Here is a 26,709-nt window from a genome sequence, read left to right as displayed (position 1 = left end):
TCTCGTGTATCGAGATATGCTCTTTTCCACCGTTCACGGAGAGACAAAATAGCATTGACAGTACACAGGACCAAGCAGGCGGAGGATCTGGTGATGAAGCGGCTGCAGGCCCAGGACCTGCGTCTGCCCATGTGAACCACCACGAATATGAAGGAGATCGATTCCCTCAAAACACTGGAAAATCCAGCGCATGGTTGGGCGATTGGTGGGCTTATTGATCTGGTTAGGAACCGTTTGCTCTCTCTGAGCCAGTTGGCGACGCAGAAGGTGTTCCGCTAAGCGATAAACCAACAGACAGAGCACCATGATGAAGCCCAAAGCCATCACCCGTTCCGGCTTCTTGACGAAGATGGAGGAGGCCAGGAACAATGGGTCCTTGAGAAAACGAAAGCCCCGCTCAACACCTCCTTGTTCTTTGTAGGTGAGAAATACCTGTTCATGGGGAAGCGTCTGCTCCTCGATCACGTTGGTCGCGACAATGAAGCGTGCCTGTTCCTGGATCTGCGCTGCTCCTTCCGTCTGGCTCACAGAGAGGGTGGGGACCAGATGCCAGACGGTTGATGCTGGTGGAGCCTCTTTTTTCGGGCACCCTGGCTGCTGATAGTGTCTTTCCTCTTGCAACGTGAAGGTTGCCACAAGGTATGCTGGTTTCCCTTTCATCATCTGCTTCCAGGCTTGTTGTGCATCATTCTCACAGGCAAACTCTTGTTTCGACAGGTGCCAGAGCCGTTTCTCCCACTGCTCCTGGCTTTTCTTCACTTTCTTCTCCATCTGCTCTTTTGCTGCCTGTTCCTCAGCGTTTGTGTGAACGACCACCCACCGCTCCTTTTCTTGGGGCAGATCCATGATGCGAACAGCGATCTTCCCAGATCCATCTGAGAGCGCTTGCCACCCTTCTGGTTCCCGGGAAAGGGCCGTTTTGGCCGCCGTGGAGGTTTCTGGAACACGGCTGATCCATCTGATCTTCGCCTCGTTGTAACGCTTCATATTCCCTTCACTGTAGCCACCACTATCAAAGACAGCGAGGCGCTCTTCAGGTTCTTCTGGAAGGGTTTCGCGCAAGTGCGTCATCACTGTGGTCACGATGGCGCTAATACTCTCTTTGTCCGAACTATTGCCATCCAGCGGGCGCAGAAAAATGGGAATGTCACCATCACTGGTTATCACCAGCCCCATCATCTATTGTTTGAGAGCCGCACGATGATCACGCGAATAGCCGTAAGTGATCGCAATGGACATCGCATCTTCCTCTTCTGCAATTGCCTGCTCTTTCTTTTCTCCAGGTCTATACTCTCCACTCACAGACAAGGAGGTGGTATCGACATGCAGCTGTTGCGCTTTAATCCCGAAGCGCTGACGAGTCTGTAGGGCCAAGCTGGCAAACAATGTCGTCGGGTCATGTTCATAGATCCAATCCAGCGTTCGCCCCAAGCTGTCATCGTTGAGCATATCCGCCGTTATTCCCTCTCCCAGCAAATATTCGACTGGCTTGTTCGCGAAATATTGAGGCACCAGGTACAACTGACGATTGCTGAAACCCAGCCCATTCAGGATCATCGCTACTGTGGCTGTTCCTATGCTCACCACCCGCCTCTGCTCTCCTGCTTGGGCATCTAACCATTCCGCTATTCCTGCCTCTCTGCACGCTCCTGCCACGATCCCCAAATGATCCAGTCGCTCTGTCTGGTACTCCACGTCTGGCAATTTCCTCTCCCCTTCGGCTTTTTCCTTACCTTACTTGAATTCCTTTTTCTCGTCAACACTTCTGCGGAATGTGGGCGACCAGAGCAGCTTTCGTTTTTGTACAAGACAACGCCTTCCCCTTGAGATATACTCTCCCCTGAATGACAACAGAAGGAGAACCTCCTATGGGAAATATCATTGTCTCAGAATTCATCACCCTGGATGGCGTGATCGAAGGACCTGAATGGTCCATGCCGTTCTTCAATGACGAGATCGGGAAGTTTAAAAAGGACGACCTTTCTGCGAGTGACGCTCTGCTCATGGGGCGGGTGACGTATGAAATTCACGCCGCCGCCTGGCCTTCCGAGAAGGATGAATTTGCTGATTGGATGAATAGTATCCCCAAATATGTCGTTTCCTCGACGCTGCACCACGTGGAGTGGAACAACTCAAGGCTGATCAAGGGGACTATCCCGGAAGAAATCCAAAAGCTCAAGCGCGAAATCAGTCGAAACATCCTCATCGACGGCGGGAGCGATCTGGTCAATTTGCTCATGCGGCACGACCTTATCGATGAGTATCGCCTGCTGGTCCATCCGATAGTGCTGGGCAAGGGCAAGCGACTCTTTCGAGAAGGCAGCCCGAAGAGGGAGCTCAGGCTGAGGGAGGCGAGGGCATTGAGTGGTGGCGTCTTAGCCCTTGTTTACCAACCAGCATAAGTAGTGATCAATATACCAAGAGGAGAATACCTTGCAAACAGTTACTTCTCAAGACGGCACGCACATTGCTTTCGACAAGGTTGGGTCTGGCCCAGCCGTTATCCTGGTCAACGGTGCGATAGTACATCGTGCCTTTGACCCGAGTATGGCACACCTGGCCGAACTGCTTAGCAACCACTTCACGGTCTACAACTACGACCGGCGCGGACGTGGCGACAGTTCAGACACCCAACCCTTCGCGAAGGAACGCGAGATTGAAGACGTGCAAGCACTGGTCGAGGATGCTGGCGGCAAAGCCATGGTCTTTGGGATCTCGTCGGGCGCTGTCTTGAGCCTGGATGCCGCTGCCCTCATCCCAGGCATTACCATGGTCGTGATCTATGAGCCGACGCTCATTGTCGATGACAGCCGCCAACCCGTGCCCGCCGACTACGCGGAGCACCTCACGACGCTCGCGGTTGAGGGGAAGCGCGACGAAGCGGTCGAATACTTTTTGACGCGAGCTGTGGGCATTCCGGCCGAATACCTTGGTGGCATCAAGCAGGATCAAGCAAACTGGTCTGGCATGACTGGCGTGGCACATACCCTTGCCTACGACGCGGCTTTTGTCAGCAATGTCATGCAGGGCAAACCGCTCCCAACTGATCGCTGGGTCAAGGTGGGCATGCCTGTGCTGGTTGCAGATGGTGGTGATAGCCCCGCCTGGATGCGCCATGGCGCTGATGCGCTGGCCAACGTCTTGCCGCACGCCAGCCGCCTCACGCTTGAAGGTCAAACTCACGAGGTTGACCCCAAAGTGCTCACTCCGGTCCTCATCGAATTCTTTCAGAAATAACAGCAGACAGGGGGTGGGATGGACCTCAGGAAATTTGCGAATGAAGTGGGCGGATTCTGCGACCATGGCCTCTTTACGTATGCTAGAGCTTTCACACAACTACTCATGTGTTATAGGCGCACCACCAAAGAGGAATGTCCTTCTTTATTGTACCTATCGAGGGACTTTCAGTGGAAGTGCGGGTGTGCCACTTCATTCACAAATTTCCACATCGCCATCCGCGAATCTCAACATTGACCACAAGAGAGCCTTTTACTCAGGGATAAAGGAGAATAAAGATGAAAAATGCTACTCAATTGACAGCGGAAATTTCAGTGAAGCAGCAGAAGAGAAGCGTAAACGTTACTCTATGGATCGTACAGGTACTGCTTACTCTGCTCTTCTTGCTCGTTGGTGGTATGAAGCTGATTGTGCCGGTTGAGGTGCTGCTGGCGCAGATGCCGATCCAGATGCCTGGCCCGTTAATTCGTTTGATTGGCGTAATCGAGGTGGCTGGCGCGCTCGGTCTGATCTTACCCGGCCTCCTGCGTATTCGACCTGTGCTGACCCCGTTGGCAGCTTGCGGGCTGGTCATCGAGATGATTGGCGCGACCGTGTACACAGTGGCTGGCGGTCAGGGCGCAGAGGCGCTGCTCCCGTTGGTGCTGGCCCTAATCTGTGCATTCGTCGCCTATGGGCGACGCCCCTGGGCTTCGCGGTAGTGGATGGGCCATTGAAAACGGCCCGCGAGAACACTATTTTGAAAAGCAATTGGTAAATGACCTACCATGTGAGTCAGTTTTGCCCTCAAACGTGGGAAATTGCCCCCAATGTTGAGCAGCGCACCCATTGATTACCTGAAAACCAGCTTCTGGAGCGGATCGCTTCACCCTGTTTTTGTCAATTCGGGTGGTCACCAGCGAGTGCCTTTCGCGCGAAAATGCTTTCTTTCAGATAGCACTTCAAACTCTTGCAACTGTCATCTCTCGCGGGCTACTATGAGCTTGTGAAATGGTTCGAGCAGTTGGTTCACCCACCTTCTGGATAAAATGCTCCCGATTTCTCTAGAAAGCGACTGTGATACATGGACACGGAAGTCATTCTACAACAGCCCGTTTCCCTTTGGCGCAATCGTGACTATCTTTTGCTTTGGCTCGGCCAGGCCGTCTCCGACCTCGGCACTTCATGCACGCAGTTCGCGTTTCCGCTGCTCATTGTGGGACTGACGCGTTCGATTGCTGCTGCCGGGCTGGCGTATAGCCTGGGGCAGCTTCCCTACGTCCTCCTGAGCCTGCCCGCCGGGGCGCTGGTGGATCGCTGGCCGCGCAAACGCGTGATGCTTCTCTGTACCTTCTGCTTGATGGTGTGCGTGGCGAGCATTCCCCTGGCGCTGGGCCTTTCCAGCGGACCACTGCGGCTGCTTCTCCTCTACGCCATCGCCTTTGGCCTGGGAGCCATTTCGCTTTTCTACGAGCTGGCCACATCGGCAGCACGGGCATGGGTTGTGCCAAAGAGCCAGCTCCCCACAGCAGTCGCACAGAACAAGTTGATCGTTGGCTCCTGCGCGCTTGTCGGGCCCGCGCTGGGCAGCTGGCTCTTTAGCATCAGCAGGCTGCTCCCGTTCGTCACCGACGCGCTTTCCTCTCTGATCTTGCTCGGCTCATTGCTCTCCATACGCTCGCCCATGCAAGACGAACGCAGGACGGAGCGTCACCACCTGCTCAGAGAAGTGCGCGAGGGACTCACCTGGCTGTGGGAGCATGAGGTCGTGCGCTCGATCCTCCTGATTTCCAGCTATGTCAACGTAACCATAACAGCCAGCGTGCTTCTCGTCCTGGCCATTGTGCAACAGCAGCATATCCCGCCGGTGCTCTACGGCCTGATCGTCGCCGCTGGCGGCGTCGGGAACCTGCTTGGCACGGCGCTCTGCCCGCCGATGCTTCGGCGCATACGCTTTGGCCGAGCGCTCTGCTGTGCCCTGATCGTGTTCGTGTTCGTCTTTCCTCTCTATGGCTTCATCACGACGCCACTGCTGTTGGGAGCCGTCTTCGCGGGCATCGCTCTCTCCGACTCGATCAGTGCTATCTTCATGGACAGTTATCGCTTCGCTGTCGTACCAGATGCCCTGCAAGGCCGCGTCAGTAGCATCTATCGCCTGATCTTGTTCAGCGTCCTCACCATTGGCTCTTCCGCACTCGGGCTGAGCCTGGAGCATCTGGGCATTTTGCCGACCGTGGGCATCGTGTGGAGTGGCCTGCTTCTGATCACCGGATGGCTGTTTCTCTCTCGGCACCTGCGGCAAGCGACATTCCCACACGAGTAAATCCCACCATGCTGCTGCTGATACTCAGATGTGGGGCTTCTCTCCCGTGAACAAGAGAAGCCAGCGGCTCGCACATGATGGTTCGCGCACGAAAGGCACTCGCTGGTGACCACCCGAATTGACAAAAACAGGGTGAAGCGATCCGCTCCAGAAGCTGGTTTTCAGGTAATCAATGGATGCGCTGCTCAACATTGGGGGCAATTTCCCACATTTGAGGGCAAAACTGACTCACATGGTAGGTCATTTACCAGCAATCACCCCCTACTCATTGGTAAATGAGGTGACAAGAGAGCAGGTTTTCAGGCTTATCCCGTGGGCAGTTTCACATTCCACCTGAAAATTTAAATGACAGAAAGCTACAACGTTTCACGAGAAGTTGATGCTGGAAGGCCCTACTTGAGTGTGTCCAAGGGGGACTCATTCGTTCTCTTACTAAAGTCTTTTTTACTCTTACTAAAGTCTTTTTTAGAGGTATGTGTAATGACATTTATATCCTCCTCTTCTGTGAAGAGGACACTCTTGAGCCTCGTTTTCCTGCTTGTTTTACTGAGCGCCTGCTCCTTAGGAGCGAACACATCTCCAGTTGCCAGCACTCCCAGTCCTACTCCAGGCACTCCACCTCAAACGCTTCAGATCCGACAAGCATCTGCCGATGCAGAGCCATCTGATCCCTGGACATTTCTCTATCGAGGGGTCGAGTTTACCATAGGCTCGACGGATCAGCAGCTCAGTTTCGCGGATGACTCTGACTCCAAACCCGAAGGGGATCCCTGGATTTTCCGTCTCTACCTCAAGGCTTTCAATCCAGTGAAAAGTCCTTTATCGATGAGCACTGATTGGTATCTTGACGAGGGCGAGAACGTCCTTGCTCAAACGATGAGCTTCAAACTCGTTACGTTTCCACCAGGCACCAGTGATCTCTGGGTCGACTTCCCTCTGAGGAACAAGATGGACCCTGGCCAGTTGACGCTGCAGGTAGGAGGAGGAACTGAAGCCGTGATCACAACGTCTCTCACCAGGCCAGGAGATCTGCAAAAATACCACGACAGGAGCATTACCACCAACACGACCTTTGAGTATGGCAACAGCCAATGGACGGTGGAGAAGATCACGTCCAGCATCTCCTGGACCTTTTCCTCTCAATTTGGCGCAACTGGTATGCAGGCCAACGGCGATTCTCGTTTTATCATTATTACTATGAAAGGAACGTTTAAGGATAATGGTCTCAAGCAGGATGGGGAAGTGCTTCCCATAGCTGATGCAAGGCTGGGGGAGACGAGAAGCTACTCGGGGACGTTCCCAACCGTTCTCGTATCCAGGAGCAATCCAACGACATCTGGCGCGCTCATTTTCCAGGTGCAAGTTGGCAGCGATGGCCAGATAGGTCCTCTCGATCTTCTCTTTCCATCCAACCTGGAAATCGGAAAGGTTTCGATCACCTTCACACTCTGAGGAGTGGAGGGCCAGGCTCCTGAATCCCCCAGTTCTCCAGGTGGAACCAGGGCGAGTGCGTGGGGAGGGATGATCTGGATGAGAGATGGAGATGTCGTGACGGTTTTCCCATAAAACCGTAAAACGATATTTTGTGACAAGCTAGTGGCTGCTTTTCCGATGTGCTCCAGGTGTGAAGGTGCGTGTGCTCTGGAGAGAGGGGGAGCGCGAAACAGGTGGTGAGTGATTTAGGGGAGGCGTTCCTGCGCGCCGGCGAAGGCGGCAATGAACTCGGCAGCACTGATGGCCTGGTCACGGTCCGTAGGAGGATAGGACTGGGTATAGTGCTCGTCCTGGGAAGGGATGAGGAGATAGTAGTAGTCGTGGTCTTGCGAGTGATACACGCCCAGCTCGCCATTGAGACCTTTCCATTCTTTAATAGGAATCAAAGATGCGTCGCTGAAGATGACCTGAACAGCTTGCAAGGGGGTCATTGTGTGTGTTTCTCCTTTTCCTTTTCTCTCTTTATTGTACCTGGCCGCGATGGTGTGTCAGCTCAACGTCTTTCTTGCTTCCCCGATGCCAGGTAAACGTGATCTTCTCTCTGCCTAATGCCGCAAAACGCCCTCTTCTGCCTCGTTGTGCCTCCTCTTCTGCTGGCGGATACCTTACGCAGCCTGCTCCCTTTTTTCGAAGAGCCCGCTCTGCAGAAGAGAGGGGGCGATCTCCACTGCAAAAGATGGTGTCCACGGACACAACAGGGACGAACGTGGGTGAGGATGGGTTTTTCTGGAAGCGCCTACGATGGAAGGTGGACAGGACACGTCTGAGACGGCTTGCGGAGTGAGTGTGAAGCGTAGGGGTGTGTTGTTTTTCCCCGAAATGCGGGGGAGCAGCAGAGAACGTCTCCAGAGAAGCCAGGAATCGCCTGGAGCAAGGAGCTGAGATGACCCCAAAGCACCAAGAGATCATTGATACGACATTGCAGGCGATCCAGGCACGTGAGCGGCAGTACCATCGGGCGCTGAGTCTTCCTCCTGAGGAGCCATTCCGCAGGCAGAGTATTGAAGAACTGCGAGGGTATTGTCAACTTAAAAATTCTGTTGATGAGCTTTCACCACTTCGAGACCAAATGAGCCATGATTTTCTAGTAACCAAGGCCAGAAAAAGGGTATAATCCCTCACTTTGAGGTCCTTTTCTCTCATATAAGCTCTACAGTTTTGATTAAGTTGACAATACCAGGCCAAGCGCCTTGCCCGCGATCCGCACGTCACCCTCGCGCCCGGCAATCGCAAAGGGGACGCGCTTGTCCCGGCGATTGAAGGCACCGCGCGCCGCCTGTATGCCGAGGAGGCAAAGCGTGCGCGAGACATATTACGTGTCGGTATCGTGGGTCGTTTCTTCGGGATCGTGTTTGATCGCAAATATCCAGGCGAGAAAACAGCAGTGTATGAAATTGTGCTAGATGACAGAGACGCAAACAATGAACTTAGGGATCACACTAGTTCTTACACGGATAGCTAATAAGCTGGCAGCATAGGCAGGCCAAAGCCCCATTCGAGGAGCGTTTTGGCGTCGCGAAAGCGCTGGTTGGTATCCGTGTCGGAGCTAAAAAGCACCGTGCCAACCAGGTGATGATGATCACGTGTCGCGGAGAAGACCAGGCAGTAGCCCGCCTCGTTGGTGAAACCGGTCTTGACGCCCGTGGTTGCTGGATACAGGTTGAACAGGTCATTGGTATTTGTCCAATGATAGGCTCCATGTTTTGGCGACCAAGCCAGGTCATACTGCCTGGTGCCGACAATTTTGGCGAAGAGGGGATTGCTCAAGGCATACGCTGTGAGGCGCGCTAAATCGCGTGCGCTTGAGTAGTGACCGGGTAGGGGCTTGCCATTTGCATCGTAATACGTCAATCCATCGGGATTGATAAAGTGTGTCTGGAAAAGGTGATGGCGCAAGGCAAAGCAGTTCATCATCCCGACGAAGGCGTCTGAGCTTCCCGCGACGGCGCGCGCCAGGACGATGGCGGCATCATCACCAGACGGCAACATTAAGGCGTATAGCAGATCGTTGATTGTCAGAGTATCTCCAGGCACCAGTTTGGCATTACTACCATTGTGCTGAAAGACATATTGAGGGATATCTGGAGAAACCGTGACCTCCTGCTTGAGATTTGCAGCTTCAATGACGACCAGGGCCGTCATGATTTTGGTCGTGCTGGCCATGGGCAAGGGCTGCTCCGCGTTCTGGTCATCCAGTACGTTGCCAGTATCAGTATCCAGAAGGTAGGCTGCTTTGGCATCTATCGGTGGCGCGCCTCCCACCACGGTCAGAACAGACGGAGGTATAGGCGTAGGCTCTGGCGTTGGGCTGGGCGTCATCATCCCTGGCGTTGCATGTGTATTTGTTGTCCCGAGGGGGATTACTCCGGTGGATATGCAGGCAAAGAGTACGATACTCAGCGTTAGCAGTCCGGATAGGCAGGCAAAGACAAGTGCCAGAAGGCGTTGCCTGGTCAAAGCTCTCTTCTCTCTCATTCTTCCGTCCAGCCTATCATTTCCAGTGTTCCTCCCTCTGCTATATTTGCAAACTGGGCGGGTATGCCTCCGCCTAAAACACCGTAGTAAAGCTTATCTCCCTGCCCCTCATTAGAGGAGGTATGCAGCACATACATGGTGCCATCGCGCGAGATGTTCGACCAGGGATCATGTGAGCCTGCGAAGGTGCTATATTCTCCATACCTGTTTGTGACCGCAATGGTGCTATCATCTCCAGAAGTCGAGATCATCCAGAGCCCGTTGAGTTCAGTGGGAACCTGCATTCCTGGAGCACTGTTCCCAATGATGGCTAGTAGTGGCTTGTCACTCTTCGCTGCAAAGCGCAGGGCTATAATGGCCATCGTGTTAGAATGCCAGATCTCTTCTGTCTTGTTGCTTGCAAGATAGAGCGCACTGATGGTGCTGGGGCCTCGATAAATGCTATTTCCGCCAGCGCACTCACTTATATAGAGTGTCTTTCCATCGCTGCTTGCCACATAGTCCCAACATAGGGGTGTTTCTGGCTGAAATATCTGCCGAAGCCCGGGAAAAGGCTTTTTTGTGATATCCAACACATAGAGAGCGTGCGATGATCCATCCTTTAAGCTGTCTTTTACCAGGAGTTGCCCTGCATTGAGCCAACTTCCAGGCTGGTAGCCTTTATCGCGAGTGGCCTGCGCGACCCTCATGACCTGGCCGCTGTGAAGATTGAGCAGGTAGAGATCTGGAAGCTTGTCAGCCGCCGGGACCAGGCTCCAGGCGATGTAGCTTTGATCAGGCGACCATTGCACGCTCTCCAGTTGCGCGCCATAGAGTGCACAATACAGGGTCTGCTCATCTTTCCCATCAAGACGTAGGAGACGGACCTCATCATGTCCGTTGCTGTGAACAAGTGTAAGCAGCCATGCTCCATTCGCGGAGACGAGGCTCTCCTTGATTTCCCCATGCGTCACTTCAGAACTATCATTGTGCAGCACGTCAAAATCGATCACACTTGAGGGGCCATTCAATATATCGTTTGTTTGCAGGTAGAGAATATGTGGCAATTGTCCATGAGCTAATGGTGTGATAACGGCCCTTCGTCCTTGCCCCTCTGGGGGGCAGCTGTTCAGAGTCGTATGACTACTGGGAGGAGTGGATCTCTTTGTCGTTCTCTGTCGACTTATCTGGGCCGCGAGCGAGTGTTGGGTTGGTGTAACGCGAGCATATATCGTTATTTCAATGATTAGCCCAAGTAAGACAATACACATGAGCGCAACAATGATGGAGCAGTGTGGCTCCCATCGGAGTTTGTGCATATGGTGGCTTCTCTTTCTAGCGAGAGCAAGAGCGCAGGAATTGATGCCTGGTTGTCACTTACAACGTCGCTAGAGGAGTGGTTCTATAACATACAAGCAGACCTGGACATACCAAAGTACCAGGCTTATAGCGAAAGAGGGGTATGTGTCGCATCTCAGCAAATTGTAGGGTCCATGCCTGGTATTGTCAACTTAATCAAAACTGTAGAGCTTACATGCGAGAAAAGGACCTCAAAGTGGGGATTGTACCCTTTTTCTGGCCTTGGTTACTAGAAAATCATGGCTCATTTGGTCTCGAAGTGGTGAATGCTCATCAACAGAATTTTTTAAGTTGACAATGCCTTCATATCTACAGAACTCATCGGTGAGCTTCTTCTTCCAGAGAATCAGTGCATGCCAACTCATCGATGATACTGTATTCAGGAACAGACCGATCTTGTCAAAGCAAGCAGGCACACTTAGTGCCTATCCGAATAATCTGCTATACTGAGGGAAGGATAAAAAAGACAACCAGCAAGGAGAGCGAGAACGAACGCCGAATAATCGCACCACGACGGGATTCCGGATTTCTGATGAGCTGTGGGCTGTGCTCCAGCCGCTGCTGCCAGTCCACGTCAATACGCATTGCTTTGGCGGGGGACGACCTCGCATCCCTGATCGACATTGTGCTGAAGCAATCTTCTACGTTTTGCGCACGGGCTGTCAATGGCAAGCTCTCGACCAAACCGAACTGTGTGCCCATTCGACGGCCCACGATCGGTTTCAAGTCTGGGTAGAAGCGGGAGTTTTCTTGAAACTCTGGCAAACAGGGTTGGAGCAGTTTGATGAGCTCTGCGGGATTGAGTGGGACTGGCTCGCGATGGACGGAGCGATGACGAAAGCGCCGCTGGGTGGGGACAAAACAGGACCCAATCCTACCGACCGGGGTAAGTCCGGCGTCAAGCGCAGCCTGCTGACAGAGGGCCATGGAGTGCCGATTGGCCTGACGGTTGAAGGAGCCAATCGACATGATATGAAACTGGTGCGAGCGACTATCGAGAGTTTGGTGGTCGTGCGTCCGGAGCCCATAAAGGAGCGCCTACAGGGAATGTGCCTGGACAAAGGATACGATTATGATGAGGTCTATGCGATCTTGCAGGAGTTTGGCTTTACTGCTCATGTACGCTCTCGTGGAGAAGAAGCTAGGGCAATCAAGCGGGAAGCAGGCTTCAAAGCACGTCGCTGGGTAGTGGAACGTGCACATTCGTGGATGAACCGTTTTCGCCGCTTACTTATTCGGTGGGAGAAAAAGCCTGCAAACTATCTGGCGTTTCTCCACTTTGCCTGTGGCTTGATTGCTTTTCGTGCCGCAGGGTTACTTTAAAGAAGCTTTGTGCGCGAAGAGGAGAAAACAAATGCATCTTGACCAACCAGTCCAACGCGAGATCCTTCTCGTCCAGGAGCAGTTTTGGAAGGCCCTGAAGACCAGAGATGCTTCCTTATTGGCAACGATTCTCGCACCAACGTTTGTCGGGCGTTCGCCAGGAGAACCCGATCAGACAAGGGGAGAGTTCATCACCATCCTCACCGCCTTTCCCATCTCGATCAGTGAAATTGCGGGTGAAGCGATTGAAGTGCATGTTTTTGGAGAAGTTGCTGTCCTCACAGGTGTTCAAGTTGCACAACTTCATCTTCCAGAAGGGAGGGTGAGGAGCAGTCGCGTCATGTTGAGCAATGTTTTTCGCCAGGAAGACCTGAGTTGGCGTATGGTGCTGTCCCATTCATTTGAGATTGTGCAAGACCTCTAGGTGAAACCTCTGTTTTGCTTGTGGTTTGATGACTTTTTAAGCCTCTGAGTTATTCGGATAGGCACTTAGTATTCTCAAAAAGGACATCCTGCGTATTGATATTCTCCTCAGAGTTCATGGGAAAGCCCTCCTCTTCCATCAGGAGCAGATAAACCCGACTGCAAATACTACCAATTTCAATAAGAAGTAGCTACAAAACTATATTACCGCCATAAGCATAATGCAGCCCCCACGTCAGATTGACAGTACTATACAGCGCATGTTAGATTGATGCCAATCGAAGAGTTAATAAAACAGATCCGAGCAGCAGACCACAAGGATAGCAAGCACCTATGACCGATCTACGCCACCATTTGAAGAGTATTGTCGCCTGTCTCAAGCAGCGGGCAGGAACAGGGGTTGAGGGGAGAAGCCAATGTAAAGAAGAGCTGGCAAAGCTTCTTCCAGCCAGCTACGGAGTAGGTGAAGGTTACCTGGTGAATGAGCAGGGCGAGCACTCCAGGTGGCTGGATATTATCATCATTGACAAAACGCTCACATTGGAAGTAAGCCAACAAACAGAAACAGAATTCGACGAGCGAACAGCATTGCTGGTGGCACGCCTAGCAGATGAGGTGGATGAAGCGGGTTTAGTGGAGTCAGTAGAAGCTATCGCAAGCGCCAAAGCCCTGCGCGACATTGGCAAACGCCAGGCGCAACAGGGAAAGATCAAGCTCAAACATTTGCTTCCGCTGGGGACTATCTTCGTGCAACGGCTACAACTCGACAAAGGATATGAAGAAGGCTCGCATGAAGCATATAGCCAGGCTATGTATCGTGTGCTCCAGCGTCAACGCGAGGTAGAGAGGCCAGACTACCTGAGCCTCCTAGAGCCGGGGCTTAACTATATAAGTCCAAGCCTGGAGGGCGAGAGCATTAGCGCGATCACAATTGGGATCACACGCGAACCAGAGCTGTTACGCACACGCCTCTGCTACAGGTGCAAGCAACGTTTTACCCGACGACACTTCTTCTACGACCTGCTCTGCCTCCAGTGTGGCGATCTCAATTACCAGAAGCGGCAGAGCCAGGCAGATCTGCGTGGAAGGTTGGCGCTTGTGACGGGTGCGCGCATTCATATCGGCTACGCGACGGTGCTACGCCTCCTGCGAGCCGGGGCAACGGTCATTGCCACGACGCGCTTTCCCCATGACGCGGCCCGGCGCTACAGCGCGGAGCCTGATTTTGCGCAGTGGCGCGAGCGCCTGCACATCTATGGTCTCGACCTGCGTCATCTATCCTTAATAGAATACTTTATTGCGCATATCAAAGAGCATTATAGCGCACTCGATATTCTGATCAATAACGCTGCCCAGACCGTCAAGCGCCCATATGCCTACTACGCGCCGCTCCTCGCCTACGAACAGCAAACGCCAGAAACCCTGCCAGCGGCTCAGCAGGAACTTGTTGCGCGTTCCCACGCCTTCATGCCTCCAACGTCCTTTATAGCTGAAGCCTCCAAAGCGCTGGCCCTCCCGATCCCTACACAAACTGAAAGGATTCCCAGGACAGAAGAACAGCAACTTGTAAGCCAGGTGAGCAATGCAACAAAGGGAGCGATGCTTGACCTGCGGCGCGAGAATAGCTGGAGCCAGCGCATCGAAGAGATTGACCTGACCGAGTTTCTGGAGGTCCAGGTCATCAACGTCACCGCGCCATTTATGCTGGTGAAGGGTCTGAACGAACTCTTGCGAAACAGTTCCTTCCCTCAGCGCTTCATTATCAATGTCTCCGCTGTGGAGGGTCGCTTCGCCCAGAACAAACTGGGAACGCATGTACACACCAACATGGCCAAGGCCGCCCTGAATATGCTCACCCACACCGCCGCCGCAGACCTGGCACAGGACAATATCTATATGAATAGCGTTGATCCAGGCTGGGTCACGCGCCAGGCACCAGCAACCCAGGAGGCCATCTGGCAGCGGGCAAAGGAAAGCATGCCGCTAGATATGCAGGACGCAGCCGCGCGTATTTGTGATCCCATCTGGAGTGCCATCCACGATGGGCAGCTAGAGTATGGTCGCTTCTACAAGGATTATGCTCCCTCCGATTGGTAAGCAGGCTGATTGCTCTATTGACAGCGAAACTCTTCTCTATTATAGTAGTCACACTGAGTAATCGGTCGATATGGGGATGTAGTGCAGCGGTCAGCATGCAGCGCACTCATAAGGCGCACAGCAGACGCCAGGTTCGACTCCTGGCCGCTCCATATTGTTTTCGGAGGTGTGGTGCAGCGTCAGCATGCGCCGTCTTCGCAAGGCGGATGGCAGACACCAGGTTCAACTCCTGGTCACCTCCTTTTTTTCCTTCACCTACTCATTTCGCGTCTTCTCTGAGTATGCCCTCTTTCGAGAGATTGAATCCGCTAAATAGCACGTGAAAGAGCACATCCACCATGAGGCACCGCAGAAAGAAACATCTATATGCCGATGAGGCCGCTAATCCCGAAACCACACCTGCACGCTTGGCTGAACTGGCACAAGAACGCGAACTTAAACCCATCATCGCTGCGAATCCCAACACACTCTCAAACCTGCTCGAAGCCTTCGCCCTGGACCCAAATAAAGTCGTGCGACGCGCCACAGCCCAGAATCCCAACACCCCTCTTCCCCAACTGCTAAAGTTGATAGAAGAGTTTCCTCATGAGTTTCTGCAGAACCCTATCCTGCCACTGCTCAATCTGGCACAACCAGACTTTATCAAAAAGTCTCCGCCAAGGGCCTGGCTCCAGCTTCTACGTTGTGAAGAGATTCCGCAGCATTGGATTCAATGGTTTCAGCAGGATTTCTTTGTGAGCAGATCAAACATCAAAGAGCAACTCATGAGATCGTGTAAGGCTCATATTCGCGTAGCAGGTGAACTAGAGAACACACAAGATCCACAAACTATCCGCCTCGACCTCCTCTTGCCAAAAGAGCAATTCGGCAACAGCTCATATGGCACTGGGTATTTCCTCATAGGTAATGTTCTCCCCGATCTAGTCAACCACTGGTTACGCCAGGGGGAATTTCATACCAATCCAGACACCATAGTATCGCTTATACAGAACTGTCCGAATATTGACGAAGACATCTTAAGAGACCTGGCTCAGCATCAGCAAGCTAAAGTTCGCGAGGCCGTCGCGCGTCATCTCAACACTCCAGAGGAGGTGCTCCAAAAGCTACTGCAAGACCAGGAACCGCAGGTACAATATAGCTTGGCCAGTCGCAAAAATCTACCACAGGCACTCCTCAAGCAACTTGTCACAAGTAACAATCCCCGCTTGAGACGAGCGGCGGCTCTCCATCCACAGCTTGAGATACCTGTGCTGGAGGCACTCGCACAAGATCCTGATGTAACAGTCCGCAGAGCGACTGCGAGCAGACAAGGGCTTGCAGAGCACATTTACAGCCTACTCGCTCACGATAGTGATAAGATTGTGCGCCAAACAGTAGCAGGTAGACATGGGCTTGCAGAACATATCTATAGCCTGCTCGCCCAGGATACGAAGATGGTTATACGCAAAATAGTCGCGGCCAGACATGGGCTTTCTACTGAGCTGTATGGCCAACTCGCGCAAGATCACTCTCATCAAGTGCGGATGGCGCTGGCACGTAATGTCAAAGCACCTCAACATATTCTGCTCTCCCTGGCCAGGGATGAAAAAACAATAGTACGTCAGACCGTAGCACACAATCCAACACTACCTCAAGAAGCCTTTTTTCTCCTGGCCGAAGAGGCAAATAGCGATATTCAGGTCCAGCTTGCAGGCAACTCACAGCTACCCAGAGAGCTATTCGAACGCTTCATGCACCATTCAGAACCATTTGTGCTTGAAAAGCTGGCAGGAAATCCTCGCATTCCACTGGACATCCTTGAACACATTAGGATAATCAATCCACACATTCCTCCAACACATCCCAGGCAATCTCCACAGACATCTCTGAAGCTTTTAGATGCCATTATCAATCAAGATAGTGTAGGGGGGAGATTCTATCGAGGACTACAACCATATCAAATACAGGATATATTACAGAAGTCTGTCGTATCTAAACAAAAACGTATCCAGGTACTACACGATTATTTCTTACATACACTTCAATCCAATGTTAATGACCCACTGCGCATGAGACTGTTGGATTATAAGAAGTTACCCATCCAATTTTTGTACAGCTTCGCGCGTTCGCCTATTCCCCTGGAGCGCTACAAGAGCGCACAGCACCCCAATGCCTCAACGGCCTTACTCAAGGAGCTGGCACAGGATGCCAATCGCTATGTACGCGCGGTCGCCCGCCAACGGCTAGCACTGCGAGATAAGAAAAAGTAAGGAATAATCCATGACACCAGAAGCCCTTTCGCACTTTCTGCATACCCTGGTCGAGCGACGCCTGATGCTCAGCACGATGCTCTGGGGACCACCAGGCATTGGCAAATCGAGCATAGTGGCCCAGACAGCACAGGCCCATGGCATTGACCTCATCGACGTGCGCCTCTCGCAGCTTGCACCCACCGACCTGCGCGGCCTACCAGTAGCCGAAAACGGCATTTCGCGCTGGTATCCGCCGGAGTTCCTGCCACGCGAGGGCGCGGGCATTCTCTTCCTGGATGAACTCAATATGGCGCCTCCGGCAATGCAGGGAATGGCGCAGCAGCTTATTCTCGACCGCAAAGTTGGCTCATATACCGTGCCTGAGGGCTGGTTCATCTGGGCGGCAGGCAACCGCAAAGAGGATCGCGCCTCGGTCTTTGAGATGCCCACGCCCCTGGCGAACCGTTTTGTCCACCTGGTGGTGGAACCACATTTCGAGAGCTTTAAGGCCTACGCCATAGCCCATAATCTACATGAGCGCTTGCTTGCATTTCTCTCCTTCCGGCCTGGACTCCTGCACCGAATTGATCCCCAACAGCCAGCCTGGCCCTCGCCCCGCTCATGGATGATGGCCTCACAGCTCTATCACGCGGAGCTACCAATTGATCCAGTAATTGGGCAGGCAGCGGCGGCTGAATTCCAGGCGTTCTGCGCTATTTATAACCAGTTTCCAGATGTGGCCACGATTCTCAAGGGGAATGGACAAAAAATAGCCTTTCCCAAAGAGCCATCTTTACGCTATGCGCTCACCACGGCGCTTACGCTACGCGCAGCGAATATGCAGGAGAGTTATAGTGCCTTCCAGTGGATCAGCGAGAAGGCAAGCGCCGAGTGGATACAATTCTTTGCGACCGACCTCTTCAAACTGGTCCAGGCACGCAACGAGCTGGGGAAACTGGCCATCCTGGTGCAGAGAGACAAGCGTCTCCAGCAGATGCTCAGCGATTATATGTCCTTGTTAGGGTAACAGACCATGGAGCAGAACACAGAGCTACAACGGCAGATCAGCGCAACCATCTTACAACTGCGCCTGCGCGCACCATTCTTCGCCACGCTGACGCTCTTCGCCCAGATTGAGATTACGACGCGCATTCCCACAGCGGCCACGGATGGTAAAAACATCTTTCTCAATGCTAACTTCTGGCAAACACTGACGCCTAAGCAGCGACTAGGATTGATAGCGCATGAAGTACTGCACGCGGCCCTACTACACGTTCCCAGATGTGGCACACGCGAGCCACTCATGTGGAATATCGCGGCGGATATCGTAGTCAATGGTATGGTCCTGGCTCAAGAGGGCTTAGAACTACCGCCAGGGCATATACGTGACACAAAACTGGAGCACCTGAGCGTCGAAGAGATCTATCACATTCTTCAAACGCAAGCCAGGAAATATACGCTACATGTAGGCGATCTGCTACCCATGGATGGCCCAGGTCATCCAACCTATGCCGAGCTTGAGCAGCACTGGCGCCAGGCGTTACAGCACGCAAAGACGCTCGCGGAGATGCTGGGACAGGGAAACTTTCCACTTGGAATGGAGCGTGAGCTGTCGCACCTCAACCCGGCTCAACTGGACTGGCGCAGCTACCTCTGGCGCTTCCTGGTCCAGACACCCAACGACTTTCAGGGCTTTGACCGGCGCTTTGTAGGACGTGGCCTCTACCTGGAAACGCTTCAAGGGGAGTCAGTACGTGTCTATATCGCCGTTGACACCAGTGGCTCCATCGACAACAAGCTACTCTCCCTCTTTTTGAGCGAGGTTCGAGGCATCCTCCAGGCCTATCCACACCTGGAGGCCCACTTATATTATGCCGACGCGAGTTGCTATGGTCCCTATGAGCTGACGAGTCAGGACCCGTCGCACCTGCCCAAGCCGGTCGGTGGAGGTGGTACCAGCTTTCGCCCTTTCTTTGAAGCCATTGAGAAAGAGCATGATCCCAACCAGGCAGGCGTATGTGTCTACCTGACCGACGGATATGGTACATTTCCAGAGCAAGAGGGATCGCTGCCAGTTCTGTGGGTCCTGACGCCAGGAGGGATTTCGCTGCAAACTGTCCCTTTTGGTGAGGCGGTACGGCTGGTATAGAAGCAGAACAGCGACATTTTCAGGCAAAAAAATCGGGGGCATCGCTCATGTGATGCGCCCCGATATAGGTGAATTAGTACAGCACACAGCGCTGAGCAAGGAGGGAGAGGCTAACGATTTTTTTCGCCGTGCTCACGTTTACGAGCCTCTTCTTGAACCTGCTTGGCGTAACCGGACTTTTCCGCTGCCTTACGGATCTCTTCAATAGCCTGCTCTTTCGACTCCATGGGGATATCCTCATCACTGAGATATTGTCAACTTAGCGAGATAATGGAAGACCTTTCTGAAAAGAATGATGAGAGGAAAGGAGAAGGTGGAAGGTTGAGAAGAGTGGTTTTCTCTTAAGCTGCTGTTCTCCCGCTGGTTACCTCATTCCAAACCTGGAAGCGATCCTGCATGAGGGCACGAGAGACCGAGGCGTTCAGACGGTGGCGTTTGGGCCGAAAATGATCGGAGATAGGACCAAACGCAGAGAGGAAGCGTTGCGCATGGCCAGGGGATGTGAAGCGTCGCATGGTGCGCTCTCGTTGCCTGGTTAGTTGGTGCGAACGTTCCGCACAATTGTTCAAGCCCTTATGCTGGCGGTGCTCGACACTGTGCATGATGTCCCTCTTGGCGGCGGCGTAGCTAGCGAGTTTGTCGGTAATGATAACCCGCGGCACGTATTGCAAGCCTTTGAGCAATTTACGAAAGAACTTTTTGGCAGCATGCTTGTTGCGCCGGCTTTGGACGAGGATATCAAGCACATTGCCATCCTGATCAACCGCCCGCCACAGGGAGTGGGTTTTCCCGTTGATTTTGAGGAAGACCTCATCTAAGTGCCACGTGTCTCCTCGCTTTCCATGACGGCGTTTCAGTTCATTGGCATAGGTTTGCCCAAACTTCTGGCACCACTGGCGCACTGTTTCATAGGTCACGACGATCCCTCGCTGGGCCAAAAGTTCCTCAACATCACGATAACTGAGTGAGAAGCGGAAATACAACCAAACCGCGTGGCTGATAATCTCAGAAGGGAAACGGAACCCTTTGTAGTCGGGAGCAGTGGTGTTTGTTTTCATGCTCGCACTCTGTCACAAGATTTGTTTTCTGGTCAAGCCCATAGCCAAGTTGACAGTATCCTAAAAAGGTATCGTGAGCGGATTAGTATGCTACTGACGTGGGTGGTGCTGAAGCATGAGTAGAGGATCCAACCAATTGGAACAAATCCACACGCTTCTACGTCTCCTCTAGAGAGAAGAAGCTGTGGCACTCTTCTCTCCTAGAACCCAAGGAGCTTTTATTTTGAACAAACACATACCCACTCTCCTGCCCGCCTTATTGCTGGCATTCCTGGTCGGATTAAGTGGCTGTGGGATGAATGCAGGGTCTCAGGCGGCAGGTCCTGGACCTGCCGGCAGTCCCGACAGTGTGCGTATCAATTTTGAGAGGCCTGCCCTTGATCCGGCGCAAAGCAAACGCGTGGTGACCCTGAACGTTGCCACGCAGGTGCAACACCTCTATTCGACCATCTTTGCCCTGCCGCCAATGCCCCAGACCATTGCCTGTACAGCGGATGGTGGGTTTCCCTATACCCTGACCTTCCAGCAAGGGACGAAGACCCTGGCGACGGTTGTGGCTGCAGATTATGGCTGCAAACCAGTCTCTATCGCAGGAGAATCAACAGATCGGCAGTCCACAAATGATTTCTGGACGCAGTTGGACCAGGCCATTTCTAAGGCCACGCCAGTTGCCAGGCCGGAACAGCTTGCTATCCTGCATACCTTGCAGCTCGATCAGCCGCCTCAGGCTGCGCAGATTACGTCGGTTGAGACGGTGCAGCGCCTGTACGATGCTATCCTCGCGCTCCCGCTGGCTCCCCAGAATGGGAATTGCTCACCAGAGTCACTCCACGAATACCAACTTGTTTTCCACACAGCAAATCAAGCAATTCACTCTGTTATTGACAAAACATGTAACACCATTTCGCTTGAGGGGAACTACCAGTCTCGCAGTGGAACCTTTGTTATGAACGGTCAGTTCAAGCACCTCTTCGAGCAGACGCTGGCCGCGACTCCCTTCGCGCTGGCGCATCCCGATCGGCTTACTCTGGATCTCCAGCCGGGGAGTGGCGCCGCCCGGCAGAGCACGATTGCTGACGCGGGATTGAGGCAGCAGCTTTACACGAAGATTTGGGCGTTGCCAGTAGGGAAAGCACAGCCCAATTGTCCACTGGGAGAGGATAAGGTGGCTGGGAAAGGGAAGTGGTACACGTTTAGCTTTACGCAGTGGGATCTGCCGGTTCTTATGAATGTCGATGCATACGAGGGGAGTTGTACATTGGTTTCTCTTGATGCAGGCCAGGGCATGGGCGCGGGCCAGATTTTGCAAGGGGATGGAGAGTTCTGGGATCTTGTTCACCGCTTGGAGAACCGTCCCGCTTTTTAACAAACAGTGTGTGATGGGTTGAAAAATAGCTCAATCACTTTTCAAGCCATCACGCACTTTCCATGCTATATATCTCTTTTTTTACACAAAGTTCCACATTGAGCGGCGAGCCACTGGCAGCTCCGCGAATCGTGTTGTGACTAAGCGCCACACATCGAGAGTGCAGGATCGGGCAGGCGCGCAGACGGCCAGTGCTCACCACCATGCATCGGCGCATCACGTCAGCCCTTCTGACCTTGATTCTACCACTCCTATCAAGAGTCACTACCCAGATTTGCGTTTGCTATTGATTGCATACACCACCAGAGCGGCAACCAGCAAGATGCAGCCGACACTACACACGCCATTCCAACCAGCAAGACTCCAACCCCATGTACCCAGGTATGAGCCAAGCGCGCCACCGATGAAGCCTGTCACCATATAGACGGTATTCAGACGATTGCGTGCTTCAGGATCGAGGCTATAGACACGCGTCTGATTCGATATATGGGTCCCCTGCACACCTAGATCCAGCAGAATCACGCCAACAATGAGACCCCAGAGCCAGTATCCAGTTAGCCACATACAGATGAACGAGCACAGCACAATCAGGAGCGCTAAGCCGGTCACATGACGAATGTTCAAACGATCAGCAAGTCTGCCAACAAAAGAGGCCGCAAACGCGCCCACTACCCCTACCAGGCCAAACAGCCCGGCGACTTCGCTACCATAATGATACGGTGGCGACTGCAACATAAACGTCAAGGTAACCCAGAAAGCGCTAAATGCACCAAATGACAGTGCATAAAAGACTCCAGCCTCGCGCAAGATCGGCTCAGTGCGAATCAGGCTTCCAAGTGAACGGAGGAGTTGCCCATAGCTCATGGTTGAACGTTGCTGATCCTTTGGCAAAAGAAAGCGCAGGGCAAGAGCCAGCACGATCATGATGACGGCAGCACTCCAATAGACCGCCCGCCATCCCAGATACGCTCCAATCAGGCCGCTGAACGTACGCGCCAACAGAATACCAATCAATAAGCCACTCATCACCGTCCCGATAACTTTCCCACGCTCAAATGGAGCTGCCAGGCTGGCCGCCAGGGGCACAATGATCTGCGGAACCACGGTGGCAAACCCTAACAAAAACCCGGCGAGAGTTAACACCGTCACGGTCGGTGCCAGCGCAACCAGGATAAGCGCAAGCGTTACGACCCCCAACATGCTCACGATTAAAGTGCGCCGATTGTATCTATCACCTAATGGCACAACCAACAGCAGACCTGCCGCAAAGCCAAACTGCATCAGCGTTGCAACAAATCCAATCTGGTTCACAGAGACACGAAAGCTCTGACCCATCTCAGCCAGGAGCGGCTGGACATAGTAGAGATTGGCGATAGAGAGTGTACAGGCTACCGCCATCATCCAAACCAGGCGGCGGTCGAGCGGTGCAGGGTTATCTTCTTGTACCGTTTCCGCTCCCAAAACGGCCAACTCCTGGTGTGTATATTCATTCTTCACGGCAATATATCTTTCTAACAGGACAGGAACCGAACCAGCACTGCCTGGCAGATTCCCATGAAACACAATCTAACTACGAATACTCAGAATGCGGCCTTGATGTTCACGAGATGGATTCCCGCACCCGATCGAGCCATTCACAGACCAAAGCCTGAAAGAGCTGGCTTTGCTCAATGTGCGCATTATGGCCAGCACGATCTAATACAGCGAAGGTGCCACGAGGATAGTTTTCCAAAATACGCCAGGCATCCCGATAGCCTGTGACATGATCCTGTCTTCCGACAAGGATCACGACAGGCCTGGAGAAAGGTTGTGGAAGGTCATCAACATCAAACGAGTAACTATAACGCTGACTCAGCTTTTGAAGAAACGCTTCATCAGCAATCCTGATCCCCGAGAGAATCTCATCTCGATAACGCCGCCAGTTCGATTCATTCTGTACCACCGCCATCGAGCCATATACCTCCGCATCAGCCGGGTCCAGTGAAGCCAATAATTGGGCATTTTCGACCAGCACGGTACGTGGAGGGAGGTCTCGCTGACTCCATTCTCCGAGAATAACCGGGCAGATGAGTGCCATTCCCGCAACCTGAGTGAATCTGCGCTTGAGCACTCCTCGGCTGAGATAGCCCCCATACGATGTACCTGCAATCAGAAAGGGTTGCTCATGGATAACCGCATCGATAAAATCTATCACGACATCCAGCATATCATCAGTGCTCTTGATATGCTCACTACCAGGAGTCTGTCCCATGCCGGGCAAATCAAAATAGATACGTTGCCAGCCAATCCGCTGTGCAAAAAGAGGTTCCATGCAACCTTTCATGAGACGATGATCTGGCGTATTTCCATGGATCAAAATGATAGGTAGACCAGATCCGTAGGATTCATAATTGATAGGTATATCCCGAATCGTGCATTTCATGTATTAAAAACTCCCTCGATCTTTTCTAGTTTGGACTAACTAAGAACTGGGTGGCCTCCCTTGCGAAAAGCCACCCAAGCGAGTAAGGTTCCTGTATTACGAATACGCAGGAGCTTGCTCGAATGCACCTTAACACATGGAACGAATTTCGTCACGCCGTGTACGGCTGCTTTCTCCAGGGAAAAGACGCCTTGTTCAACTTGTTGGACGCACTGCTGAGCGAGTGTGAGGCTCAATCGCTGATCGAATTGTCGCTGTCGCCGCATTTTCAACGGACGTGGGACAGTGTCTATGAAGCCTTGTCGGACGGCAAAATCGACGAGGGCCGTTTGCGCGAGTTGTTTCTTGAGTACCTCGCTCGACCAGCCCTGGATCAGCCCTTGCGCATTGGCATAGATGCCAGCAACATTGCGCGTCCCAAAGCGGTGACCTCGCCGGATCGCAGCGGGCAAAAGGTACCAAATTTGCCGGATGGAGAACAGGCCATTACCTACGGGTGGCAGTTTTCGACAGTGGTCGCCCTGCCAGCAACCCCAGGGAGCTGGACCTATGTCCTGGACCAACGTCGCATCGAGACCTCGACCACTGCGGCCCAGGTGGCCGCTCTCCAACTGGCGCGTCTGGCTCCGCACCTCCCGAAAAACACCCTGGCCTACATGGATCGCGGGTATGACTCGGCCTGGTTGTGGTGTCAACTCAGTGGCTTGCCGATCACAGGAACCTTGATCCGACTCAAAGGCAATCGCTGTTTTTACCGCCCCGCTCCTCCCCCAACAGGCAAACGCGGTGCGCCTCGCAAATGGGGCGACAAGTTGCAACCATCCGACAAGGCAACGCACGCGGACCGGTTGTGTTGCAAAAACGCCGAGAGGAATACAAGAAACGGGAGTGCCCTGGCATATTCTTGAGTTTAGACGGCTATCCCAAACAATTCAGCAATGAATGCAGCCTGGTGTGTGCTGTGACCTTTGCTCACTCCCTGTACCTGTCCCTTTCTGATCATGTTCATTGCCTCATACCCCTGTAATGTTCGCCAAGCTGTTTCGAACGAAAAGAAACCCATTCCTGGCTTGACCAGTCGTTTGATGAAACGGTGGTCTTGTTCTATGAGATTATTCAAGTATTTGACTTGTCGCAATTCAACTGATGAGGAAAGGATCCCGCTGGCTTTGAGAGATATTGTCAACTTAGCGAGATAATGGAAGAGCCTTTCTGAAAAGAATGATGAGAGGAAAGGAGAAGGTGGAAGGTTGAGAAGAGTGGTTTTCTCTTAAGCTGCTGTTTTCCCGCTGGTTACCTCATTCCAAACCTGGAAGCGATCCTGCATGAGGGCACGAGAGACCGAGGCGTTCAGACGGTGGCGTTTGGGCCGAAAATGATCGGAGATCGGACCAAACGCAGAGAGGAAGCGTTGCGCATGGCCAGGGGATGTGAAGCGTCGCATGGTGCACTCTCGTTGCCTGGTTAGTTGGTGCGAACGTTCCGCACAATTGTTCAAGCCCTTATGCTGGCGGTGCTCGACACTGTGCATGATGTCCCTCTTGGCGGCGGCGTAGCTAGCGAGTTTGTCGGTAATGATAACCCGCGGCACGTATTGCAAGCCTTTGAGCAATTTACGAAAGAACTTTTTGGCAGCATGCTTGTTGCGCCGGCTTTGGACGAGGATATCAAGCACATTGCCATCCTGATCAACCGCCCGCCACAGGGAGTGGGTTTTCCCGTTGATTTTGAGGAAGACCTCATCTAAGTGCCACGTGTCTCCTCGCTTTCCATGACGGCGTTTCAGTTCATTGGCATAGGTTTGCCCAAACTTCTGGCACCACTGGCGCACTGTTTCATAGGTCACGACGATCCCTCGCTGGGCCAAAAGTTCCTCAACATCACGATAACTGAGTGAGAAGCGGAAATACAACCAAACCGCGTGGCTGATAATCTCAGAAGGGAAACGGAACCCTTTGTAGTCGGGAGCAGTGGTGTTTGTTTTCATGCTCGCACTCTGTCACAAGATTTGTTTTCTGGTCAAGCCCATAGCCAAGTTGACAGTATCATATTCATACACGAAATTTAATTTCAACTTTCAAACTGGAGAGTAACGGAGATGATTTTATTCCAACGATAAACTCAATATCCTGGTCACCTGATGGCAAATATATTGCTATTGGCTGTAGTGACTCTAATGGGCATCAAGATCGAAAAACTAATGCCGTACAAGTTTGGGATATAGCTAACCAGCAGTGGATTTATACTTACAATAATCATGTGGGACTGGGAGGTGTTTTTATAGTATCTTGGTCTCCCGATGGAACCCGGATTGCTTCTATAAGTTTCGATCTAAACCACGTTGAGTCATACCCTCCCGCAGCTACTGTCCAAGCTAATGTCCATATATGGATTGCCCCGCGTTAAAAATTTAATGATTGTTTGCTTATGCACTGGGTGCTGCTCGAGCCAAGTTCGTCGCCAGTGGTCGTTTTTCTTCATCCGTATACGAAGGGTGTCATACATGAGTAGAGGAATAAGCGCATCAAGCGGCTCTTTTTGCTCGGGAAATCTTTCTTGAAGAAAGGGAATGAGCCCGGATCGGTAGATAGTCGCCGCCCGACCGTGCCTCGTCGAGAGACACGACACCTGTATTGATCAAGCCTCCATCAAGAGAGGGACTTCTCATCGAGTTGGCCGACATCTGGAGGCCGCTGGCGATCTCATCGAGTGTAAACTCGCGAGCAACTGCCATCGTTGCGACAGAGCAGCAGCAGGGGCGGCTGCAAGAGGCCACTCTTAGTGAGGGCCTTTT

Annotated in this window: 22 protein-coding genes, 1 tRNA gene and 2 pseudogenes; 16 read left to right on the top strand and 9 right to left on the bottom strand. The window is 52.7% G+C overall.

Translation table 11 applies throughout. The annotated features are described in order from the left end of the window. Positions 1-33: 33 nt before the first annotated feature. Positions 34-1,704, bottom strand: a pseudogene (locus KRAC_RS54295) (IS1634 family transposase). 164 nt (positions 1,705-1,868) lie between these two features. Here KRAC_RS54295 and KRAC_RS54290 point away from each other — a divergent pair. From KRAC_RS54290 to KRAC_RS54270, 5 genes are all read left to right on the top strand, one after another. Beyond that, the gene (locus KRAC_RS54290) at positions 1,869-2,402 is read left to right on the top strand and encodes a dihydrofolate reductase family protein (RefSeq protein ID WP_007921792.1); all 534 of its coding nucleotides are present in this window, start codon (positions 1,869-1,871) and stop codon (positions 2,400-2,402) included. 31 nt (positions 2,403-2,433) lie between these two features. Further along, on the top strand, positions 2,434-3,237 hold the full coding sequence (locus tag KRAC_RS54285) for an alpha/beta fold hydrolase (protein ID WP_007921791.1): 804 nt from the start codon (positions 2,434-2,436) through the stop codon (positions 3,235-3,237). Positions 3,238-3,515: 278 nt separating this feature from the next. Continuing rightward, positions 3,516-3,938 (top strand): DoxX family protein, encoded by a 423-nt coding sequence (locus tag KRAC_RS54280; protein ID WP_007921790.1) that lies wholly within the window; start codon positions 3,516-3,518, stop codon positions 3,936-3,938. 362 nt (positions 3,939-4,300) lie between these two features. Continuing rightward, positions 4,301-5,539, top strand: coding sequence for an MFS transporter (locus KRAC_RS54275; RefSeq protein ID WP_007921788.1), 1,239 nt, complete (start codon positions 4,301-4,303; stop codon positions 5,537-5,539). A 519-nt stretch (positions 5,540-6,058) separates the two neighbouring features. Further along, positions 6,059-6,991: a hypothetical protein gene (locus tag KRAC_RS54270; RefSeq protein ID WP_040448457.1), complete on the top strand. Its 933-nt coding sequence runs from the start codon at positions 6,059-6,061 to the stop codon at positions 6,989-6,991. Between the two features lie 227 nt (positions 6,992-7,218). Here KRAC_RS54270 and KRAC_RS54265 read toward each other — a convergent pair whose 3' ends face one another. Beyond that, a complete protein-coding gene (locus tag KRAC_RS54265; RefSeq protein ID WP_007921778.1) occupies positions 7,219-7,464 on the bottom strand; it encodes a hypothetical protein in 246 nt (81 codons plus the stop codon). Positions 7,465-7,916: 452 nt separating this feature from the next. Here KRAC_RS54265 and KRAC_RS54260 point away from each other — a divergent pair, with 452 nt between their 5' ends. After that, positions 7,917-8,147: a hypothetical protein gene (locus tag KRAC_RS54260; RefSeq protein ID WP_007921773.1), complete on the top strand. Its 231-nt coding sequence runs from the start codon at positions 7,917-7,919 to the stop codon at positions 8,145-8,147. A 344-nt stretch (positions 8,148-8,491) separates the two neighbouring features. On the opposite strand, the gene KRAC_RS54255 is transcribed toward KRAC_RS54260, so the two are convergent. Both KRAC_RS54255 and KRAC_RS54250 read right to left on the bottom strand, forming a co-directional pair. After that, the gene (locus tag KRAC_RS54255) at positions 8,492-9,490 is read right to left on the bottom strand and encodes a D-alanyl-D-alanine carboxypeptidase family protein (protein WP_244422603.1); all 999 of its coding nucleotides are present in this window, start codon (positions 9,488-9,490) and stop codon (positions 8,492-8,494) included. A gap of 14 nt (positions 9,491-9,504) precedes the next feature. Further along, complete coding sequence (locus KRAC_RS54250) at positions 9,505-10,806, bottom strand: TolB family protein (protein ID WP_007921769.1); 1,302 nt, start codon at positions 10,804-10,806, stop codon at positions 9,505-9,507. 565 nt (positions 10,807-11,371) lie between these two features. Here KRAC_RS54250 and KRAC_RS54240 point away from each other — a divergent pair. The 7 genes from KRAC_RS54240 (at position 11,372) to KRAC_RS54215 (ending at position 19,069) form a co-directional block, all read left to right on the top strand. Then, positions 11,372-12,169: an IS5-like element ISKra1 family transposase gene (locus KRAC_RS54240; RefSeq protein WP_040448456.1), complete on the top strand. Its 798-nt coding sequence runs from the start codon at positions 11,372-11,374 to the stop codon at positions 12,167-12,169. Positions 12,170-12,200: 31 nt separating this feature from the next. Then, entirely contained in the window at positions 12,201-12,593 is a 393-nt protein-coding gene (locus KRAC_RS54235; RefSeq protein WP_007921762.1) for a nuclear transport factor 2 family protein, read from the top strand. A 332-nt stretch (positions 12,594-12,925) separates the two neighbouring features. Continuing rightward, positions 12,926-14,689: an SDR family NAD(P)-dependent oxidoreductase gene (locus tag KRAC_RS69960; RefSeq protein WP_007921760.1), complete on the top strand. Its 1,764-nt coding sequence runs from the start codon at positions 12,926-12,928 to the stop codon at positions 14,687-14,689. Positions 14,690-14,851: 162 nt separating this feature from the next. Further along, positions 14,852-14,931 (top strand) — tRNA-Ala (locus tag KRAC_RS73230). A gap of 96 nt (positions 14,932-15,027) precedes the next feature. Further along, a complete protein-coding gene (locus KRAC_RS54225; protein WP_007921758.1) occupies positions 15,028-16,938 on the top strand; it encodes a HEAT repeat domain-containing protein in 1,911 nt (636 codons plus the stop codon). A gap of 10 nt (positions 16,939-16,948) precedes the next feature. Continuing rightward, positions 16,949-17,947, top strand: a complete 999-nt coding sequence (locus tag KRAC_RS54220; protein ID WP_007921756.1) for an ATP-binding protein — start codon at positions 16,949-16,951, stop codon at positions 17,945-17,947. A 6-nt stretch (positions 17,948-17,953) separates the two neighbouring features. Further along, the gene (locus KRAC_RS54215; RefSeq protein ID WP_007921753.1) at positions 17,954-19,069 is read left to right on the top strand and encodes a vWA domain-containing protein; all 1,116 of its coding nucleotides are present in this window, start codon (positions 17,954-17,956) and stop codon (positions 19,067-19,069) included. A 341-nt stretch (positions 19,070-19,410) separates the two neighbouring features. Here the strand turns inward: KRAC_RS54215 and KRAC_RS54210 are convergent, their stop codons facing one another. After that, positions 19,411-20,127 carry an IS6 family transposase gene (locus tag KRAC_RS54210; RefSeq protein WP_007921751.1) on the bottom strand — a complete coding sequence of 239 codons (717 nt, stop codon included), beginning with the start codon at positions 20,125-20,127 and terminating at the stop codon, positions 19,411-19,413. Between the two features lie 223 nt (positions 20,128-20,350). On the opposite strand from KRAC_RS54210, the gene KRAC_RS54205 reads away from it, so the two are divergent. Beyond that, positions 20,351-21,493 (top strand): hypothetical protein, encoded by a 1,143-nt coding sequence (locus KRAC_RS54205; RefSeq protein WP_007921750.1) that lies wholly within the window; start codon positions 20,351-20,353, stop codon positions 21,491-21,493. A gap of 264 nt (positions 21,494-21,757) precedes the next feature. Here KRAC_RS54205 and KRAC_RS54200 read toward each other — a convergent pair whose 3' ends face one another. Both KRAC_RS54200 and KRAC_RS54195 read right to left on the bottom strand, forming a co-directional pair. Beyond that, complete coding sequence (locus KRAC_RS54200; protein ID WP_007921749.1) at positions 21,758-22,954, bottom strand: MFS transporter; 1,197 nt, start codon at positions 22,952-22,954, stop codon at positions 21,758-21,760. A gap of 139 nt (positions 22,955-23,093) precedes the next feature. Continuing rightward, positions 23,094-23,915 carry an alpha/beta fold hydrolase gene (locus KRAC_RS54195; protein ID WP_007921748.1) on the bottom strand — a complete coding sequence of 274 codons (822 nt, stop codon included), beginning with the start codon at positions 23,913-23,915 and terminating at the stop codon, positions 23,094-23,096. Positions 23,916-24,037: 122 nt separating this feature from the next. Here KRAC_RS54195 and KRAC_RS64440 point away from each other — a divergent pair, with 122 nt between their 5' ends. Further along, a complete protein-coding gene (locus KRAC_RS64440) occupies positions 24,038-24,823 on the top strand; it encodes a transposase (protein WP_007921747.1) in 786 nt (261 codons plus the stop codon). Between the two features lie 2 nt (positions 24,824-24,825). Here the strand turns inward: KRAC_RS64440 and KRAC_RS54185 are convergent. Next, a pseudogene (locus KRAC_RS54185) lies at positions 24,826-25,086 on the bottom strand (DDE-type integrase/transposase/recombinase); the annotation flags it as partial. A 99-nt stretch (positions 25,087-25,185) separates the two neighbouring features. Beyond that, a complete protein-coding gene (locus KRAC_RS54180) occupies positions 25,186-25,902 on the bottom strand; it encodes an IS6 family transposase (RefSeq protein WP_007921739.1) in 717 nt (238 codons plus the stop codon). Between the two features lie 62 nt (positions 25,903-25,964). Here KRAC_RS54180 and KRAC_RS80540 point away from each other — a divergent pair, with 62 nt between their 5' ends. Further along, on the top strand, positions 25,965-26,321 hold the full coding sequence (locus KRAC_RS80540) for a WD40 repeat domain-containing protein (protein ID WP_157508376.1): 357 nt from the start codon (positions 25,965-25,967) through the stop codon (positions 26,319-26,321). Positions 26,322-26,709: the final 388 nt, after the last annotated feature.

The organism is Ktedonobacter racemifer DSM 44963 (genome assembly GCF_000178855.1).
Classification (GTDB): Bacteria; Chloroflexota; Ktedonobacteria; order Ktedonobacterales; family Ktedonobacteraceae; genus Ktedonobacter; species Ktedonobacter racemifer.
Note: the sequence above shows the minus strand (reverse complement) of the source record. Positions and strands in the feature narration are given on the sequence as shown.

What these genes read in the sequence shown, in the direction of transcription:
- KRAC_RS54265 (WP_007921778.1), bottom strand. Translation starts at nt 7,464, where the DNA reads ATGACCCCCTTGCAAGCTGTTCAGGTCATCTTCAGCGACGCATCTTTG.
- KRAC_RS54235 (WP_007921762.1), top strand. Translation starts at nt 12,201, where the DNA reads ATGCATCTTGACCAACCAGTCCAACGCGAGATCCTTCTCGTCCAGGAG.
- KRAC_RS64440 (WP_007921747.1), top strand. Translation starts at nt 24,038, where the DNA reads ATGCACCTTAACACATGGAACGAATTTCGTCACGCCGTGTACGGCTGC.
- KRAC_RS54180 (WP_007921739.1), bottom strand. Translation starts at nt 25,902, where the DNA reads ATGAAAACAAACACCACTGCTCCCGACTACAAAGGGTTCCGTTTCCCT.
- KRAC_RS54220 (WP_007921756.1), top strand. Translation starts at nt 16,949, where the DNA reads ATGACACCAGAAGCCCTTTCGCACTTTCTGCATACCCTGGTCGAGCGA.
- KRAC_RS54225 (WP_007921758.1), top strand. Translation starts at nt 15,028, where the DNA reads ATGAGGCACCGCAGAAAGAAACATCTATATGCCGATGAGGCCGCTAAT.
- KRAC_RS54290 (WP_007921792.1), top strand. Translation starts at nt 1,869, where the DNA reads ATGGGAAATATCATTGTCTCAGAATTCATCACCCTGGATGGCGTGATC.
- KRAC_RS69960 (WP_007921760.1), top strand. Translation starts at nt 12,926, where the DNA reads ATGACCGATCTACGCCACCATTTGAAGAGTATTGTCGCCTGTCTCAAG.
- KRAC_RS54250 (WP_007921769.1), bottom strand. Translation starts at nt 10,806, where the DNA reads ATGCACAAACTCCGATGGGAGCCACACTGCTCCATCATTGTTGCGCTC.
- KRAC_RS54195 (WP_007921748.1), bottom strand. Translation starts at nt 23,915, where the DNA reads ATGAAATGCACGATTCGGGATATACCTATCAATTATGAATCCTACGGA.
- KRAC_RS54280 (WP_007921790.1), top strand. Translation starts at nt 3,516, where the DNA reads ATGAAAAATGCTACTCAATTGACAGCGGAAATTTCAGTGAAGCAGCAG.
- KRAC_RS54215 (WP_007921753.1), top strand. Translation starts at nt 17,954, where the DNA reads ATGGAGCAGAACACAGAGCTACAACGGCAGATCAGCGCAACCATCTTA.
- KRAC_RS54260 (WP_007921773.1), top strand. Translation starts at nt 7,917, where the DNA reads ATGACCCCAAAGCACCAAGAGATCATTGATACGACATTGCAGGCGATC.
- KRAC_RS54210 (WP_007921751.1), bottom strand. Translation starts at nt 20,127, where the DNA reads ATGAAAACAAACACCACTGCTCCCGACTACAAAGGGTTCCGTTTCCCT.
- KRAC_RS54275 (WP_007921788.1), top strand. Translation starts at nt 4,301, where the DNA reads ATGGACACGGAAGTCATTCTACAACAGCCCGTTTCCCTTTGGCGCAAT.